This window comes from Candidatus Leptofilum sp., from assembly GCF_965223285.1.
Lineage (GTDB): Bacteria > Chloroflexota > Anaerolineae > Promineifilales > Promineifilaceae > Leptofilum.
This window is the reverse complement of record NZ_OZ244997.1, coordinates 5,619,361-5,636,738: the sequence shown is the minus strand read 5'-3', so window position 1 is coordinate 5,636,738 and position 17,378 is coordinate 5,619,361. Positions and strand designations below refer to the sequence as shown.

The following is a 17,378-nucleotide window of genomic DNA, read 5'->3' as shown; positions in this document are numbered from 1 at the left end:
TAAATCGTTTTATGAAGTTTTCGCCTTTGACTTTTTATTGCGTAGTTCATAACGTGACAGAGCCACAATCCAAATTTCACGCAAAGGCGCAAAGTTTTCTTTTTCTTGGCGACTTTGTGCCTTTGCGTGATCAAACTTTTTACGCTTTCGGCGCATATTTTGCGCTTGTACGAAGTATTGCGTATCGGTTGTGTGCATGACGGAATACGCAATTAGTTAATGGCAAAAAACTTAAGACACTACTCGTTCCGGATGGGTATAAATTCGCATCCGGTTTTGGCGCAGGTAGGCAACCAGGGTAATGTTCCAGGCATCGGCCAAAGCCACCGACAAGCTGGTGGGCGAGGTGCGGGAGCACACAATGGGCGTGCCGAGCCGCCGGGCTTTGTTGATCATTTCGCTGGAAATACGGCCGCTCGACAACAAAATCTTGCCCTCGGTGTCCAGTCCAGCTAAAAGTGCCTCCCCACGCAGCTTGTCCAGGCAGTTGTGGCGGCCAATATCTTCTGTTTGTAGCAAAATTTCGCTGGGGGTGGCCAGAACGGCCGTATGAATCCCCCGTGCTTGCTGGTAAAGCTCTGCATCCAAGTGAGTCTGCCGCATCAACTCGGCCAACTGCTCTGTCGTCGCCGATAAGTCGAAGGTCAACGGCTCATGCTCACTGGACAAATCATCAAACGTCACCCCGCCGCCGCAGCCAGCGGTGATGATAAATTTGCGCGGCTTCTCAAACTCAGTGTCGTGGAGCCACACATCCACGCAGTTGTTCTGGGAAAGATGCAGGTGGCGAATCTCATTGGGGTGCTGAATGATGCCTTCGTTGGCTAAAAAACCAACCGCCATCGCTTCCAGATCGCGCGGGGAAGCCATGAAGGTAGCCAGCTCTTCACCATTGATCGAGATGCAAATTTGGGCTTCTTCTACCACCCAGCCAGCCACATCTTTGGGGTCGCCAACACCAACGGTGATGTATTGCGTTGGCTGAATCCCTGTAGACTTCTCAATTATTGTTGGGCGATTGCCGTTACTTGTCACTTGTTTATTCAACCAATTCCGGCCACAGCTCGATGGCACTTACAATGGCGGATGCGGCCGTTTGCCCCAGGCCACACAGCGATGTTTCCGTCATGGTAAAGCCAACATCAAGCAAGAGTTGCTTGTCGCTACTGCGTGGCCCGCCGTTATTGGCGATGCGGTCTAAAATTTCAAGCTGCCGCTGGGTACCAATTTGGCAGGGGAAGCATTTGCCGCAGCTTTCGTGGGCAAAAAAGTGGGCTAGCTCCACCAAATGCTGGCGCAGATCGGCCGTTTCATCAAACACCATGATTACGCCGGAGCCAAGTGGAATGCCTGCTCGTTGAGCATCTTCATAGGTAAGTGGGGTATCCAGCTTGTCTGACCCGATGAATACACCAGCTGCCCCACCCATCAGCACCGCCTGTACTTTTCTGCCATGCGGCACGCCACCGGCCATGCCAATCAGATTGCGAATGGTGAGACCAAACGGCACTTCATAAATGCCAGGGTCAGCCACATCGCCGCTGACGCAAAACAGCTTGGTGCCGGGCGACTTGTCTGAACCGATCATGTTCCAGGAGGCTTCGCCGATGGTGAGGGCAGCTAACATGGCTACCAGGGTTTCAACATTGTTTACGGCCGTTGGCTGGCCAAACAGCCCGTGCGTCGTAGGATATGGTGGTTTGATGCGAGGAAAGCCACGCTTGCCTTCGATGGCTTCAAACAATGCCGTCTCTTCGCCACAAATGTAAGCCCCTGCACCGAGGCGAACACTCACGTTAAAGTTAAAACCTGGCTTGCCCAGAATGTTCTTGCCTAAATAACCTGCCTTCATCGCCTCGTCCACCGCGTGGTGCAAACGGGCATGAGCGCGGGGATATTCTCCCCGCACAAAAATCCAGCCATTTTCAGCACCGACCGCGTAGGCAGCAATGGTCATTGCTTCAATCACGGCAAATGGGTCTTCTTCCATCAGGCAGCGGTCTTTGAAGGTGCCGGGTTCGCTTTCATCCGCATTCACCACAATATGCTTCTGGCGCGGATCGTCGGAGGCACTGCGGGTGAAGAACCATTTACGACCCAGCGGGAACATCGCCCCGCCACGTCCCAAAATAGCGAAGCTATCCACAGTTTCAACCAACACTTCGGGCGTCATGTTGACAGCTTTGCGTAAGCCATCGTAGCCAGAATGGGCTTCATAATCTGCCAGGCTACTGGGATCGATTTTGCCAATCCGCGCCAGCTTGATAAAAGGGCCGCCGCGGGGTCGCGCATTGGGTTCTGGCAGGTTTCCAGCTAAAAAGTCGGGGACGTTTTCGGCCGTCAGGCTGCCTGCGGGTTGCTCACCATTCAGGGCACAGGGGGCGTGTTCACACATGCCCAAGCAAGGCACCGCTTCAAATGTTAGGCTGCAATTGGCGTTTGTTTCACCCGGTTCCAGTCCGGTTGCCTCGCTAATGGCGTGGATGACAGCATGGCTCCCTTCCTGGCTACACGCTAAATCTTCACAGACGCGAATGACCTGGCGGGCTGTCGGTTCGTTGTAGAGCATGGTGTAAAACTCAATGACGCCGTGAATGTCGGCCAGAGGCACCCGCAGCGTTTTGCCGATGGCTTCCTGCACGTTGGGCGGTAGCCAACCATAAATTTCTTGAGCCTGGTGTAAAAATGGGAGGAGGGCTTCACGGGAACGGCCGTTGTATCTTTCCAGAAGCGGGGCGAGTAGCGTCAAATCTACAGGTGGCGCGGCAATGGTCACAGGTCACTCCTTAGCAGTTTTGTCTCCGGGCCAGCCGCGAGCATTGAGGGAATGGCCAAACCGGGTGGTGACAAAGGCTTGGTTGGTTTCTGCCATTGGCCTGAAAAGAGTCTGCGGGAATGTGGGAGTGCAGGGTACATCTGGGGCCAATGCATCTGATCAGTTCCCATTGTAACTGAGATATATCGGTTTACCAACGCTTAATCGCAACAAATTTCTTTTGCCCGCCGCCTCTCATGAACCGGGATCAATCATGGTAACAACATAGGTGAATGATTGTGGACTGCCATCAATGACGACATTGTTTATGGTTACCTGATAGGCTACATCAACCGAAGGCGCACTGCTAAAAGTATCATTTGGCTCCCAAACCAGCGTGTTTTCACCAAATCCGTCCACAACTGTGTTTACCGTTAGGCTAAGCGGGGAGCCATTCTTGCTCATGGTAACGGTTGCACCAGAAAAATCCGCATCATCATATGCAAATGACCATCGGGGATACACAACTTGGTACGGCACGTATCCAGGTGGCGGCCAAGCAATGTACGCTTCGCGTGTGTCTGGCCGTGGCCCCCACATATTGGCCGTGTCAAACACCCAGAGCGCATTGGCAGGTGCATACCCCGGCGACGGCGGAATATCCCCTGTGCCCAAATTTTTGGACTGTGGATACAAAATCCAGCGGCGATGCCCAACAAAATAGTTCCCATCCCCAGGATCATAAACATAGCCACTTATGGCTGAGGGCCCATAAACACCCAAATATAGATTAGAGCTGCCTGCCCCTTCGCTACCATCACTGGTGTAGCACGCTCAGCCAGTTCCAGGCGTATGGCTGAGAGCACCTTCTGCGCTCATCATCAGGGCCGCGGCTTGGGCTTTGCTGTTGTACTCTGCCAGGAGGCCTTCCAGGTCAGGTACTCCTGCCATTGACCGGAAGTAGTTGAGTCGCCGCAAAATAGCTTCTTTGAAAGCTGCCGAGGTATTCCCAGCAACACAGCTACCTACGTTGCCGTTCCAGCCGCTGTCTACACCTTCGGATGCAAGGTATTCGTCCAGATAAAATGTGACAACCTGCTGGCGATTTTGGGTATCAACCCAGGGGCCGATTTCTTCAGGTTTAAGTACAAGGGGCAGAAAGAGCTGCGCATCGCCACCAACTATAGCGTGCGGCGTTAAATTCGTTTGAGCAATTGGCTGTGGGGGAAACGGGGGCGGCGGTGGCAAGCTATTTTGGTCAGCCGTGAGGGAACGGCCGTTCACTAACACCAATAAACTCAACATCAGGTACAAACTTATGAACGAAATGTTGCGACGCATGGGGAACATCCTTTGTTAAGCGACCAAAGTTGAGGACAAAGTGACAATGTACTCGCATGGTAGCCAAATTCAGCCACCGTGTCAAAGTCAGCCAAGCATTAAATAACACGACTTATCGCTTGTAAAATTCCTGGCGAAAATTGGATAAATAAGGTGTCATTTTTGCGGGTTTGCTGCTGGGATTGTTGAGCATTTGGCCGGTAGGCAACGGCCGTTTCCAACCAAATCTTTCTCCCCACGATCTCAACAAAATACGGCCGTTCCCAATTCATGGTGCCACGCATAAAATTGTAGGCTCGTTGCGCAGACCAGCTTAAATCCAAAGCAAAATCTGCATCGGAAGGCCAGGGATCGCTGGTGAATCCTGCTGGTTGGGGCTGGCGTGGCAGTTTACCAATTGCCAACTTTTGCACGGCTTCTACCAGCAACTTAGCACCCATCTGAGCCAACTTCGCTTCTAATTCTGGGTAGGTAATGCCTTCTGGGAGGGGAAACGGCCGTTGCAAAGCCACATCCCCCGTATCAAAGTCCTCATCCATAAAATGGATCGTCACGCCCGTTTTGGTTACGCCCGCCCGCGATGCCCAAAAGAGCGGTGCCGGGCCACGAAAACGAGGCAGCAGGGATGGATGTACGTTGAGGCAACCCAGGCGAGGCAGTTGCAATATTTGCGGCGGCAGCAAATGGGGAAAGCAAGAAACGCAAATCAAATCCGGCTCAAGGGCAGATAGAGCAGTAATGGTTTCTGCTGCCGCCAAATCACGTACGGCAAAGGCAGGAACTTGGTTTTTAGATGCAAGCGTTAGGGGTGATTCTAACTGCCTGATTGAAAGCAAATTCAACGCCTGCGGCTGGCTGCGGATGGGGGTGATTGGGGTTGAGGAACGGCCGTTATCCAGCAGTTCAAAAGGCGGCACGATTTCGGCCGGCAACACTAGCCCACATAGCTCCACATTAGCTGCCAGCAGTGCCGCCAACGGTTGCCGGGTCAACATCCCTAACATGCCAAAAAACAAAATGCGCAAAGCAGTCACCTAAAAATTGACGATTTACGATTGACGATTTACGATTAGACGAATAAGTTTATCTAAACGGTTAAAAAAGTTGTCATCAATCAAAAAAATAAGGGGGCCACATGGCTCGTTATGAAAAAACAATCGTTGTTGTTCACTGCGCCAAGCTAAATCGGGAGCTAGAGGCGTTGCCGAAAAGGCCGTTTCCCGGCCCACTTGGCGAGCGCATCTACAATGAAATCTCGCAGCAGGCGTGGGATATGTGGCAGCAGCAATCCACCATTCTCATCAACCATTACGGCCTCAATCTGGCTGATCCCCGTTCTAACGACTTTTTGTTCGAGCAAATGGACGAATTCTTCTTCGGCGCAGGTGCCCAAATGCCAGAGGATTGGACGCCACCAACGGCCGCGCCACGCAAAAAGTAGCCAGTATTCAGTGAATGCTGACCAAAGGAATCTCTTCATCTATTTGAAAAACAAGCTGCGCGTGCGCCTGGCGCAGTGCGTTTTCCACCGAATCTGGTGAGCTGCCAGAGGCAAAAATGAAACCCAAATAGCTTTCGCCCTCTGGCAAAGGAACAAGCCGATTGTTGAGCGGAGCGGTGATTGTCACTTCGTCAATGCCGGGAACTGTCCGCGCCTCGTCCACGCCGCTGACACCACGCAAAATGCCGCCATGCGGAATGGGAATCATCATCACGCCGCTGGCTTGCTGCTCTCGCTGCAAATGGCTTACGGGCAAGCCCGTTGCCTGGCGCAATATCAACTCTTCCAGAGAGAGTCCCATATCAAAACGCAAGGTTTGGGAGCACAAGCCGCCGATAGAACGGCCGTTTACCTCAACAATCCACGCGCCAGCCTCATTTACCCGTAGCTCGGCATGAACCGATCCTAGCTGCAAACCCAACGCCGCCGCCCCGGCAGCGGCCGTTTCTACAATTTGCTGCTGCACATCTTCTGGCAGGCGTGAGGGCGTCACATAAATCGTCTCCTCAAAAAATGGGCCTTCCAGCGGGTCTGGCTTGTCGAAAATGGCTAAGGGATGAAGACGGCCATTTTCCAACACACCTTCCAACGCCACCTCCACACCGGGCAGGTAGCTCTCCACCAAAAACTCAGCATCGCTCGGCAACATTGCCCCCAGCCGAGACACAACTGCCATTAGCTCAGCGGCATCGTTGGCGCGCATCACTCCCCGGCTGCCGTTCAGGTGCAGCGGCTTGGCCACACAGGGGAAGCCAATTTCAGCTAATACCTGTTGCACAACATCTGAGTGTGAAGCCGTGAGGGAAAATCGCTTGAATTTGGGCGAGTTTACACTCGCATCTGCCAGCATCTGCCGCATCTGGAATTTGTCGCGTGCCGCCTCGGCTGCGGCCACATTGTTATGCCGCAAACCAAGCACCTGGCTTGCCTGCGCCGCTAACACTGCTCCGGCATCATCTACGGGAATAATGGCGGCTAACGGCCGTTTCCGGGCAAATTGGATGATGTGGGCAACGGCCGTTTCCGGCTGGCTAAAATCTAACTGTAACTGCACGCCCCACTGTTCGGCCAACGCTTCAGGCAAGTTAATCCCCTGCACCACCTTAATGCCCAGCTTTTTTGCCGCCACTAAAAATGGATCAACCCGATAACTTTGCGGCGTGGTCAGCAAAAGTATAGTCAAATTATTACGCAACATATCCCCATTTTAGCTAAATCCTTACCAGAGGCTACAAACCACCTTAACCAACTTCGTAATCCTCTGCTGGTAACATGCGCCTAACAAGAGTTGTATCGTAAATTACACTGACAATAACCGCAGTAACCGTAAACGCATTGTATAGGGAGCGTACTTAATTTAATGAAAAACAAAAATGTTGTAACTTTCGCGCTGGCGATTGCCATCGTATTTCTTATCCTGCCCGCTCTATTTGCAATCCTAAGCAAGGCCCAAATCGCACATGCGGCTACCTTCACCGTCAACATCTTCACCGATCAAGATGACGGCATTTGCGATATGGCTAGCTGCTCCCTGAGAGAAGCTATTGACCAGGCTGGAAACGGCGATGATATTACGATTCCAGCAGGTACATATACCCTCGCTTCTACACTTGTTGTTACAGAAAATCTTACCTTTAACGGCAACAGTTCCGCAGACACATTTATTGATGCGCAAGGAAACGGCCAGGTGTTCAATGTGACAGGCGGCACTGTTGTTTTCAACGATCTCACCATTCAAAATGGTATTGATGTTAACGGCGGCGGTATTCACATCAGCGGGGCAACAACAAATGTGACCTTGAACAGCAGCTCAGTTTTTAGCAACAGTGCCACAACAAACGGCGGCGGCATTTACCTGCAAAGTGGCGCATTAGCTTTGCAAAATAGTGAAGTAGTCACCAATACGGCCGTTGCCGACGGTGGTGGCGTTTACACCTTACGTGGTTCAATCACAATAGATAACAGCAACGTTAATTACAATGTTAGCGACCGTGCTGGCGGAATTTTCGTTAATCAGACGTCCGCTAACCTGACCCTTAATAGTGGCGAAATTTCTTTTAATGTAGCCAACACTGTAACTGATAGCTTTCATGGTGGCGGCATTTTTATCGGGGCAGGGTCAGCCACCATCAACAATGGAGAAATTCGCAACAACCTTGCCTTTCGTGGCGGCGGTATTTTGGTCTCTGGTGGATCAGTCACAATAAATGGTGGTCAAATCATTGATAATGAGTCTAATTACGGCGGCGGGGTTTATGTTCGTGAAGAATCTGGATTACTCACCATAAATGGGGGAGAAATCACACAGAATCGTTCCATCGCAAGTATATTTGGCGGCGGTGGATTGTACATTTTCCAAGGCCATATCATTATGAATGGTGGAGAAGTTTCGGCAAATACGGCCGTTAATGACGGCGGTGCCTTAGAAATTGGTGATGCTTTAGGCCGATTCTCGCTTAATGATGGTGAAATTTATAGCAACAGTGCCGGCAACATGGGGGGCGGCATTTACGCCGCTGAAGGCACGCTCGCCATAAATGGCGGTACCATTCATACTAACAACAGTATTGCCGACGGCGGGGGCATTGCCACCGGCATCGGCAGCCAAACGACCATCCAGAACGCAGCTTTACTCACAAATACGGCAACGATTACAAGCAGCGGCGGCGCCATTAAAAATGGGGGCATATTAACAATGACCAACGTCACGTTGAGTGGCAATGAAGCTGGTAGTGGAGCCGGGTTAGCTAACACAGATACGGCCGTTCTCACCAACGTCACACTTTCTGAAAACACAGCCAACACCAGCGGCGGTGGCTTGAGCAATAGCGGTGGCGGCACGCTCACCGTGGGCAACAGCATCATCTTTGGCAACACGGGTGGGGCAGAGTGCAGCGGCAGCATTACCAGCGCAGGCAACAACATAAACAACTGTGGTCTGGCTGGCAGCGGTGACAGTGGTAGTGATCCCTTACTGCAACCGCTGGCTTTGAACGGTGGCGACACGCTCAACTATGCGCTAGGTGCACTTAGCCCAGCAATTGATAATGGCAACAACGCTACCTGCCCCGCTACCGACCAGCGCGGCAATCTTCGCCCTGTTGGCGGCGTGTGCGACAGCGGTGCCTACGAAGATGGCATTGGCTTCTTCATTAGCGATGTTACGATGGCCGAAGGGGATGTGGGCAATACGCAGATGATCTTTACTGTTAGCCGCTCCTTCATCACTGACACAACCTATACCGTAGATTATGAAACCTTTGCAGATACGGCGTTGGCTAGTATGGATTACACCGCCATCTCTGACACGCTGGAGTTCCTACCAAGTGATATGACAAAAACGGTAATCGTCGATATTTTGGGTGATACCCTAGACGAGGATGATGAAACGTTTAATGTCACGTTGAGCAATCCATCTGGCGCAAGCCAACTGGGAGATGATACGGGCACAGGCACCATTCTAGATGATGATGCGCCCCCTTCCCTCACTATTGGTGATGTGACTGTGGGTGAAGGCGGCACGGCCGTTTTCACTGTCATTCTCTCTGCTGAAAGTGGCAAAACCATTATGGTTGACTGGGCTACCGTGGACGGTACGGCCGTTGCCAGTACAGATTACACCGCAGACAGCGGCACGCTTACTTTCGCGCCAGGTGACGATGAAGAGACCATCTCTATTTCAGTAACAGGTGACAGCTTAGACGAATTTGATGAAGCGTTCACCGTCGAGCTAAGCAACGAAAGCAATGTTACCCTGGCAGATAGCAGCGGTGAAGCAACCATCACCGACGATGATTTGCCACCCGGCCTCTCTATTGTAGATGTGACCGTCAGCGAAGGAGACAGCGGTACCATAACCGCCAATTTTGTGGTCAACCTAACAGCCGCCAGCGGCAAAACCATTACCGTGAATTACCAAACGGCCGATGTCAGTGCGACGGCTGGCTCAGACTATCTCGCGGCAAGCGATACGCTCACCATTAACCCTGGTTCAACAAGCCAAATCATCGGCATCACAGTCAATGGGGATACGGTAAGCGAAGATGATGAAACGTTCCACATCACCTTAAGCACACCCAGCAATGCCACAATTGATGACGGTACGGCCGTTGGCACCATCACCGACGACGATGACAATGATGGCTTTGTGATATTCCTACCTCTTGTTCTAAAACCTTAAATTAGTCGCTCGCCCGCAGGCAAACAACAGTCTGCGGGCGTTTCTTTTCCCCCTTCAATCCGTAACAAATCTTGTAACCTGCGCCTGCTACCTTGGGCACGTCCGCCTAAACTACAACACTCGCTTTCAGGGGCAAACATTTCATGCACAGACAAAAAAGGTTGGCTGTCGTTCTTGCCAGTTGCCAAATGCTAATCATTATCCCCTTGCTCTTTTGGCTGTTCCGGCAAACGGCCGTTGTCTACGCCGCCGATTGGAATGTGAATACCTTTACCGATGCCGCTGATGGCGATTGTGATGATGGCACCTGTTCACTGCGGGATGCTGTGCAGCTCTCTGCCGCGTTTGACACTATCTTTTTACCCGCAGGCAGCTATGCACTTTCTTCTGGTCTCGGCGAAATCAGCCTTGCCAAAACGATCACCCTCACCGGGCAAGGTGCCGACGCCACCAGCACCATCATCGACGGCAATAACGCGATTCGTCTATTCAACATCAGCTCCGGCACAGTTACTTTTAGCAACCTGACGCTGCAAAATGGCGCACCAGCCAGCGGCAACGGGGGCGGAATCCTGGCCAATGGTTTTAGCAACGTTACCCTGAACGATGCAATTCTGCGAGATAACGTGACGGTGGGGAACGGTGGCGGCATCTTTTTGTCTGGTGGCATCCTCAATATTTTGAATGGCAGCCAGGTGTTGAGCAATACAGCCACCACCAGCTCAAACGCATCGGGCGGCGGCATTTATGCCAATCAAGGCACGGTAAACCTCACAGATAGCACGGTGGCTAACAATATTGCCATGCGCGGGGGCGGCATTGCTCTCAACATGGCCACCGCTACCTTAAACATCAGCAACAGCCAGATTTTGAGCAACGAAGGGCAAGCCCCTGGCCCCAACAGTTTCCCCGGCGGCGGCATTTGGAACAGCAGCGGCTCAGTTATTATGAACAGCGGCCTCATCAGCGGCAACATCGCTTTCCGCGGCGCAGGGGCGTTAATTAGCGCGGGCACGTTTACCATGAACGGCGGCACCATCACGAACAATGAAGCCAATTACGGTGGTGGCTTTTATGTGGTCAATCCAGCCGCCTTGCTCACCATCAATGACGGCAGCATTGAAGCCAATCGCTCTGTGGCTACCAGCTTTGGCGGTGGGGCAATGTACATCTTCCAGGGGCAAGCTGTGCAAAATGGGGGGGAGATTCGGGAGAATACGGCCGTTAATCTCGGCGGGGCAATGGAAGTACGACAGGGCAGCTTTACTATGAACGGCGGCAGCATCGCCAGCAACAGCGCCGGTAACTGAGGCGGAGCCATCTATAATGATCAGGGCACCATCACCATCACCAACGGCACCTTCACCGATAATTACAGCCTGCTGGGCGGTGGGGCAATTGCCACAGGGGCCATCAGCCAAAACAGCATCAGCAGCAGCGTCATTTACAGCAACAGCACCAGCATTACCCAAACAGGCGGAGCCATCCTGAACACCGGTACGCTAACGCTCACCAACGTGACCCTGAGCGACAATTTCGCCAACGACGGCGGCGGCTTACAAAATCAGGGTACGGCCACGCTAAACAATGTAACCGTTTTTGCGAATACGGCCGTTGCCAACGGCGGCGGCCTCAATGAAAATGGCGGCACGCTCAACGTCGCCAACAGCGTCATCGCAGGCAACAGTGCGGCCAGCGGGCCAGATTGTGCCGGAACCATCATCTCTGGTGGCTACAACCTCATTCAGGACAGTACGGGCTGCACGGTAAGCGGTAGCACCTCAGGCAATGTCAGCGGCGATCCGCTGCTGGCTGCGCTAGCACTTAATGATGGCAGCACACTTAACCACGCGCTCAGCAGCGGTAGCCCGGCGATAGATGCTGGGGATGACGCCAGTTGCGCCAACACCGACCAGCGCGGCTTTCCACGTCCCGTTGATGGCGATGGTGACACAAGTGCAATGTGTGATAGTGGTGCATTTGAGTTCGGTGCCATAGCACCAGCCACGCCAACTCCCACGCCCACAAATACCGCGATCCCAACCAATACACCGACACCAACGAATACGCCTACCAACACGCCCACTACAACACCAACGAATACAGCCACGCCTACCAACACGGCCACCCCAACGAACACCGCCACAGCGACAAACACACCCTCAGCAACACCAACAAGCACGGCCACAGCGACGGATTCGCCTACAGTCACGCCAACCAATACACCGCCGCTTGCGACTCCCACGAATACGGCCGTGTCGACAATCACGCCCACGGCAGCAGCACCACCAGGGTCATCGACCATCTTTGTTTACCTGCCGTTTGTCATCAATCCGTAAACGGCCGTCAGCAACGGTTCACGATTACTCTCAGGACTTACGCAGTAAAGACTACAAAAGTCTTATTCTCTCTGGAATGAACATCATTTGACCCCAGACTTTTGCAGTCTGGTGAGGACGAATGCGTAAGCCCTACTCTTTTATTCGGTAAGCATCCAGTAGATCATAAAGCTGTGCGCCAGTGAGACTTTGAATAACATGTCCCTCATTAGGCACAATGGTCAGGCTAACTCGCCCATCCAACTTTTGAAGTTCCGCTTCAGTTGCTTCCATGCGAGCAACCCAGCTTGTGTCATTCTCGCCAACGAACATATTAATGGGAATCTGCGTGAGCTTATTCAGTTGGTCAAAGTCTGCGGATTGGGGGAAGCCGGGAACGGCCGTTATTGAGGCAAACTTTTCCGGCATCATAGTCGCTATCCGAAATGAACTAATCCCGCCATTGCTCATTCCCGCCAAATGAAATTTTTCCCCTTCTGGCGGATAAATCGCGGCAAATATTGCTCAGACCCTTGAAAAAAGAGCGTCTCATTGGGGGCTACTGGGCTCACAACCACCCATCCCCGTGCCTGCGCTTCCGCGCCCCAGTACCCATTGCCCGCTACTACCATGCTCCGCGTTTGCGGCCCTGGCGGGAATGCCAGCAGCAGTGGATATGTTTCCCCATCAACAAAGCCATTCGGCAGCACAACGCCATATTCCAGCACTGTGCCATCAGCCATTGTCATTTCAAAATAGGTAATCATGCCATCTTCTCCGATGGGAACAGGTGCTGTAAACGGCGTGGGGGATGGCTCTGCTGAACCGCACGCTACCAACAGAAGCAGCAAACACACCCCCAGCTGTTTAATCGCCATAATTGATTGCTGACAATTGTTGATATTCGTCCGCTACGTCCAAATGCAGATCATCCGTGCCAACCCCGTCGAAGGGGTTTTCAAGATGGTCTTGGATGTTGTCCAGGCTCACCAAAACCAGGCTGTACACCAGAGCCACAATGTATCCGGCAAATGGATGTTCTGGGTAGGCAATGTTGGCAAAGTGCGGCCCAAACAGCAGCGGAAACAAGTTCAAGAAGAGGCGGCTATAGGCACGTAACGCCAGCGGCGTACGATAGTTAACAATATTGTTCATTTTCTCAAACTCAATGATAAGCTGGCGCAAATATTGGTTGGCGCGAGAAATTTCGTTGGCAGGCACACCAGCCTGGCGCAGCAATTCATGTGAGTGTGAGTAATCTGAGAAGATGGCGTAAATTTGCGGCTTGGTTTGGCTTTGGTCGTGGCCATTGCTGGAGAAGTGGCTGGCAACGGCCGTTAACAACCGTTTTAACAACTGTTCTGCCCGAACTGTATGGCTGGCCTCGCCCTGTGGCCACTCTCGATGGGCAAAAATGAGGGCCATTCCATGCCCTTTTAGGCTGGCAAACGCGCGTAGCGCATCCTCTCGCCGCTTGTAGGCACTGTTAATAGAAAATACCAACGGAAAGACCACGGCAATCCCAATCAGCGTCGTGGGTAGCTCAACCAGAAAATCTAGCTGGCGGCACAAAAATACCACCATCAATGCCAGCCCAGTCACAAGCCAGGTGTGGTAATCGATGATTTTGCGAAATTGTTTGATGGTTTGCATGATGAGGCAACTGCACCATTAGGGCAGACGGCCGTATTCAGGAAAAAGCGGAACGGCCGTCACTATTCAAGGCACACGTTTGCTCAAAAAACGTGTGGGTCGAGACATTACTCAACAGATAAAATATGTAGCTTGGCGTGATGAACGGTCTCAAATGGGCCAATGTGCATCTTCACGGTAAATCCTTTAGCCAATTCAGGATTCTCGGCGGCTTGCTGTTGGGTGGCATCCAGCGCAAAGGTCAACAGCTCTTGGAACCGGCTGGCACTGTCCCGCGCCAACGTTTCAATTCTGTCAACATGCTCGTAGGGAATCGCCAACCAATGAATGGCCCCTTCGGGGTGCAAACTTTGTATCAAGGCCAGCTTGGCGGCCTCATCTTTGGCAATGAGTTTAGACGGTTCATCTCCATTGATAATGGCACAAAACAAACAATCTTGCTCTGACATTTTGACTCCTTCCTTGAAAATTGTGGTTTATTAAATGAAGTTTTCTACTTTGACGGCCGTTTCTGCCAAAAGTATACTCGCCCCATGCAAACTTCTCAACGCCTTCAACTGTTCCGCGAATCGGTTATCCGCGATATGACCCGGCTGGCCCTTGAACACAATGCCATCAACCTCAGTCAGGGCTTCCCCGACTTTGACACACCCGCACCCGTGAAAGAAGCGGCCGTTCACGCCATCCAAAACGGACTCAACCAATATGCCATCACCTGGGGCTACCCGCCGCTGCGTGAAAAATTGGCAGAGCTGTACAGCCAGCGGCTTGGTTGGGAGGTGCATCCCGACAAACACGTCACCATTACCTGCGGCGTGAGTGAAGGAATCATTACGGCCGTTCAATCCATCCTCAACCCCGGCGACGAACTGCTCATCCTGGAACCAGCCCACGATAATTTTCGGCCGGCGGCCTACATTGCCAATGCGGTGCCCGTGGCCGTGCCGCTGGAAGCTCCCGATTACCGGTTGGAAATAAGCAAGCTACAAGCAGCTATCACCCCCAAAACAAAGGCAATGCTGCTCAACACACCCCACAACCCCACAGGCCGCGTCTTTGACGATGAAGAAATAGCTGGCGTCATTGACCTCGTGTTGGAGAACGACCTGGTTTTAATTACAGATGAGATTTACGACCGGATTTTGTACGACGGCCGTATTCACCAATCCCCTGGCAGCTTAGAGCCACTTAAAGAACGCACCATCACCATCGGCGGGCTGGGCAAAACATTTGCCATGACCGGCTGGCGGCTGGGCTACGTCATCGCCCCAGAACGGTTTGCCCAGGGTATTCGCACCCTGCATGACTTCACCACCATTTGCGCCGCCACGCCGCTGCAAGCCGCCGCCGTTGCCGCCCTCGCCATGCCGGACAGCTTCTTTGAGCAAATGACCCACGATTACCACCAGCGTCGTAGCTTAATGATGCAAATCTTGACGGAAGCGGGCTTCCAGGCCAGGTCGCCGCAGGGGGCCTATTACATCATGGCAGATTACAGCCAGCTACCCATCCCCCAGGCCAGCTTGCCACCCACTGAGTTTGCTTATTTCATGGCCTCAGACGTGGGCGTGGCTGTGGTGCCGGGGGATAGCTTTTACTCGCTGGCAGGATACGGCCGTTCCACCATCCGCTTTGCCTTCCCCAAAAAACTTGCCACCCTGGAAGAAGCTGGGGAACGGCTCCTAGCCCGTTTGCGATGAGCTGATGAATCATACTGACCATGTTGCGTTAATTCGGGAGGGCATTCCCGTAGCAGGTGGCGTCTGGGCAGATTTTGGCTCTGGGAGTGGCGCATTTACCTTGGCTCTAGCCGACTGTCTCGGCCCCAACGGGCAAATTTACTCGATTGACAAAAGCAATCGAGCCCTTCGCACGCAAAAATCTGTAATGAACGGCCGTTTCCCCCAAACGGCCGTCACCTATCTCCAGGCAAACTACACCCGCCCGCTCCACTTACCGCCGCTTGACGGCATTCTCATTGCCAATGCGCTCCACTTTCAGCGGCGCAAAGATGGGATCGTGCAGCAATTTTACAGTTATTTACGCCCTGGCGGACGCTTCGTTGTGGTGGAATACAACGTGGATCGGGGCAATATGTGGGTGCCACATCCTTTCTCATTCTCCAGTTGGCAAACTATTGCCAGCCGGAATGGCTTTGTGCACACCACGCTGCTTAACCGCAGACCTAGCCGCTTTTTGAGTGAAATCTATTCTGCGATTAGCTTCAAAGAGAAGTAGTTCGGTTTGGGTAGCTCATTTTACTTGCGGATAAAGATGATGAACGGCCGTTTGCCCACATGAGACACGAATCGCTGCGCATAAACAAAGCCGTGTCGTTGCCACACCTTCTGTGCCCGCAAATTAAACTCAGCGATGGTGACGCGCAGGCGCGGCGTGTTGAAGGTTTGCTCGGCGTAGGCAATGGCGGCCCCGGCAAACATGCTGCCCAAGCCACGCCCCGTATTTGCCGGATGCACCCCCATGCCGATGTCAAGCGCAGGCAAGCTGTAATCCCCGCCCCCCACCTGGCCATCTGGGCCATAGCTGCAAAAGGCGGCCAAATCACCCTCTGGCCGGCGCACCATCGCTTGAAAATGGTATTCCGGCTGGGTAAAGTAATCAATTGCTTCGGTCAGCCCAACCGGATCGGCCGTGCCGTCGCCCATATTGTAAATATCGTAGGGAGGTTCGTAACGCCACGTCAAAATTTCGGCGATGTGAACTGCGGTAAGTGGCTCAAATTTTAGCCGCCAAGCCTCATCAGACATATTGTTCTATCCCACTTTGAAAGGCTTGCTCATCCCCGTTTTCAATGCCAAACAAGGCTTCATACAGGGCAAATGTGCCTCTGTAAAACCAAATGCGCGGCCAAAGTTGCTCAATGGCTGGGTAATGGCGCGCCACTGCCTGCACAAATGGCTCGCCGTACGTCAGCAAACCGGCCACGTCAAAGGCGGGGTCGCCTAGCACGGTAAACCCAAAGTCAATAATGCCGCTCATCTGCCCGGTATCTGGATTGTGCAGCAGGTTGCCGGTGCCAAAATCGCCGTGCCGCAGGGTTCGCTCAAATTGAAGTTGCTGGGGGTCGTTCAGGATGCTTTCAAAATGATGCGCCACCTCTTTGCACGCATCCAGCCGCATGTAGGGAAACAGCTTAGTTTGGATACGGCCGTACACATCCCACCACTCCTCCTCCGTGTCGCTCACTGGCAGGGGTTCGTCAATAAGTTCGCAGATGGGAACGGCATGCAACGCCTGCAAAAAGTGGGCAATTTGCGCGGCCAAAGCCGCCTTATCCGCAATTTTGGCAAAGGCAGGCGGATACAGCGGCTCGCCCGGAATGCGCCGATACCCCATAAACGCCTTCCCAACGGGTGCGTCACCAAAATTTGTGTAAATAGGATTGGGCACAGGAAGCGGCAGGTAGGGCTGAACGGCCGTTAAAATCTGCGTCTCCAGAGCTAACTGTTCCAGACCACCCGCGTAGCGCGGAAAGCGAAAAATGAGATCGTCATTAACAATCAGCACGGTATTGTACTGGCCTTCCTGGTTGAAAACGGCCGTTTCCACCGCCAGTTCCGGATACACAGTTTGAATTGCTCGAATAAAAGGGCCAGTATCGTCCATAGG

At 52.8% G+C, this 17,378-nt stretch carries 19 protein-coding genes; 6 read left to right on the top strand and 13 right to left on the bottom strand.

What is annotated here, in order from left to right; all coding sequences use genetic code 11:
* Positions 1–9: 9 nt before the first annotated feature.
* From ACOQPU_RS25305 to ACOQPU_RS25280, 6 genes are all read right to left on the bottom strand, one after another.
* Positions 10–198 (bottom strand): hypothetical protein, encoded by a 189-nt coding sequence (locus ACOQPU_RS25305; RefSeq protein ID WP_420642608.1) that lies wholly within the window; start codon positions 196–198, stop codon positions 10–12.
* A 33-nt stretch (positions 199–231) separates the two neighbouring features.
* Positions 232–1,035, bottom strand: a complete 804-nt coding sequence (fdhD, locus tag ACOQPU_RS25300) for a formate dehydrogenase accessory sulfurtransferase FdhD (RefSeq protein WP_420642607.1) — start codon at positions 1,033–1,035, stop codon at positions 232–234.
* Between the two features lie 4 nt (positions 1,036–1,039).
* Positions 1,040–2,776 (bottom strand): NAD(P)H-dependent oxidoreductase subunit E, encoded by a 1,737-nt coding sequence (locus ACOQPU_RS25295; protein WP_420642606.1) that lies wholly within the window; start codon positions 2,774–2,776, stop codon positions 1,040–1,042.
* A 234-nt stretch (positions 2,777–3,010) separates the two neighbouring features.
* Entirely contained in the window at positions 3,011–3,538 is a 528-nt protein-coding gene (locus ACOQPU_RS25290; RefSeq protein WP_420642605.1) for a hypothetical protein, read from the bottom strand.
* Positions 3,539–3,589: 51 nt separating this feature from the next.
* Positions 3,590–4,096: a hypothetical protein gene (locus ACOQPU_RS25285; protein WP_420642604.1), complete on the bottom strand. Its 507-nt coding sequence runs from the start codon at positions 4,094–4,096 to the stop codon at positions 3,590–3,592.
* Positions 4,097–4,194: 98 nt separating this feature from the next.
* The gene (locus tag ACOQPU_RS25280) at positions 4,195–5,121 is read right to left on the bottom strand and encodes a methionyl-tRNA formyltransferase (protein WP_420642603.1); all 927 of its coding nucleotides are present in this window, start codon (positions 5,119–5,121) and stop codon (positions 4,195–4,197) included.
* 110 nt (positions 5,122–5,231) lie between these two features.
* Between ACOQPU_RS25280 and ACOQPU_RS25275 the strand changes: the two genes are divergently transcribed.
* On the top strand, positions 5,232–5,537 hold the full coding sequence (locus tag ACOQPU_RS25275; RefSeq protein ID WP_420642602.1) for an oxidative damage protection protein: 306 nt from the start codon (positions 5,232–5,234) through the stop codon (positions 5,535–5,537).
* A 7-nt stretch (positions 5,538–5,544) separates the two neighbouring features.
* On the opposite strand, the gene ACOQPU_RS25270 is transcribed toward ACOQPU_RS25275, so the two are convergent.
* Positions 5,545–6,795, bottom strand: a complete 1,251-nt coding sequence (locus ACOQPU_RS25270; RefSeq protein WP_420642601.1) for an ATP-grasp domain-containing protein — start codon at positions 6,793–6,795, stop codon at positions 5,545–5,547.
* Between the two features lie 162 nt (positions 6,796–6,957).
* On the opposite strand from ACOQPU_RS25270, the gene ACOQPU_RS25265 reads away from it, so the two are divergent.
* From ACOQPU_RS25265 to ACOQPU_RS25255, 3 genes are all read left to right on the top strand, one after another.
* A complete protein-coding gene (locus tag ACOQPU_RS25265) occupies positions 6,958–9,777 on the top strand; it encodes a Calx-beta domain-containing protein (protein WP_420642600.1) in 2,820 nt (939 codons plus the stop codon).
* Between the two features lie 143 nt (positions 9,778–9,920).
* Positions 9,921–11,087 (top strand): CSLREA domain-containing protein, encoded by a 1,167-nt coding sequence (locus tag ACOQPU_RS25260; RefSeq protein WP_420642599.1) that lies wholly within the window; start codon positions 9,921–9,923, stop codon positions 11,085–11,087.
* A gap of 207 nt (positions 11,088–11,294) precedes the next feature.
* A complete protein-coding gene (locus ACOQPU_RS25255; RefSeq protein WP_420642598.1) occupies positions 11,295–12,116 on the top strand; it encodes a choice-of-anchor Q domain-containing protein in 822 nt (273 codons plus the stop codon).
* Between the two features lie 132 nt (positions 12,117–12,248).
* Here the strand turns inward: ACOQPU_RS25255 and ACOQPU_RS25250 are convergent, their stop codons facing one another.
* From ACOQPU_RS25250 to ACOQPU_RS25235, 4 genes are all read right to left on the bottom strand, one after another.
* Entirely contained in the window at positions 12,249–12,527 is a 279-nt protein-coding gene (locus ACOQPU_RS25250) for a hypothetical protein (RefSeq protein ID WP_420642597.1), read from the bottom strand.
* 35 nt (positions 12,528–12,562) lie between these two features.
* Complete coding sequence (locus ACOQPU_RS25245; RefSeq protein WP_420642596.1) at positions 12,563–12,973, bottom strand: hypothetical protein; 411 nt, start codon at positions 12,971–12,973, stop codon at positions 12,563–12,565.
* A complete protein-coding gene (locus ACOQPU_RS25240; protein ID WP_420642595.1) occupies positions 12,963–13,748 on the bottom strand; it encodes a bestrophin family ion channel in 786 nt (261 codons plus the stop codon). The genes ACOQPU_RS25245 and ACOQPU_RS25240 overlap by 11 nt, the downstream gene beginning before the upstream one ends.
* 107 nt (positions 13,749–13,855) lie before the next feature.
* The gene (locus tag ACOQPU_RS25235; RefSeq protein WP_420642594.1) at positions 13,856–14,197 is read right to left on the bottom strand and encodes an HIT family protein; all 342 of its coding nucleotides are present in this window, start codon (positions 14,195–14,197) and stop codon (positions 13,856–13,858) included.
* A gap of 84 nt (positions 14,198–14,281) precedes the next feature.
* Between ACOQPU_RS25235 and ACOQPU_RS25230 the strand changes: the two genes are divergently transcribed.
* Together ACOQPU_RS25230 and ACOQPU_RS25225 are read left to right on the top strand one after the other, a co-directional pair.
* The gene (locus ACOQPU_RS25230) at positions 14,282–15,448 is read left to right on the top strand and encodes a pyridoxal phosphate-dependent aminotransferase (RefSeq protein WP_420642593.1); all 1,167 of its coding nucleotides are present in this window, start codon (positions 14,282–14,284) and stop codon (positions 15,446–15,448) included.
* A gap of 4 nt (positions 15,449–15,452) precedes the next feature.
* The gene (locus tag ACOQPU_RS25225; protein ID WP_420642592.1) at positions 15,453–15,986 is read left to right on the top strand and encodes a class I SAM-dependent methyltransferase; all 534 of its coding nucleotides are present in this window, start codon (positions 15,453–15,455) and stop codon (positions 15,984–15,986) included.
* Between the two features lie 20 nt (positions 15,987–16,006).
* Here ACOQPU_RS25225 and ACOQPU_RS25220 read toward each other — a convergent pair whose 3' ends face one another.
* Both ACOQPU_RS25220 and ACOQPU_RS25215 read right to left on the bottom strand, forming a co-directional pair.
* The gene (locus ACOQPU_RS25220; protein ID WP_420642591.1) at positions 16,007–16,516 is read right to left on the bottom strand and encodes a GNAT family N-acetyltransferase; all 510 of its coding nucleotides are present in this window, start codon (positions 16,514–16,516) and stop codon (positions 16,007–16,009) included.
* Positions 16,509–17,375, bottom strand: coding sequence for a phosphotransferase family protein (locus tag ACOQPU_RS25215; RefSeq protein ID WP_420642590.1), 867 nt, complete (start codon positions 17,373–17,375; stop codon positions 16,509–16,511). The genes ACOQPU_RS25220 and ACOQPU_RS25215 overlap by 8 nt, the downstream gene beginning before the upstream one ends.
* Between the last annotated feature and the right edge of the window lie 3 nt (positions 17,376–17,378).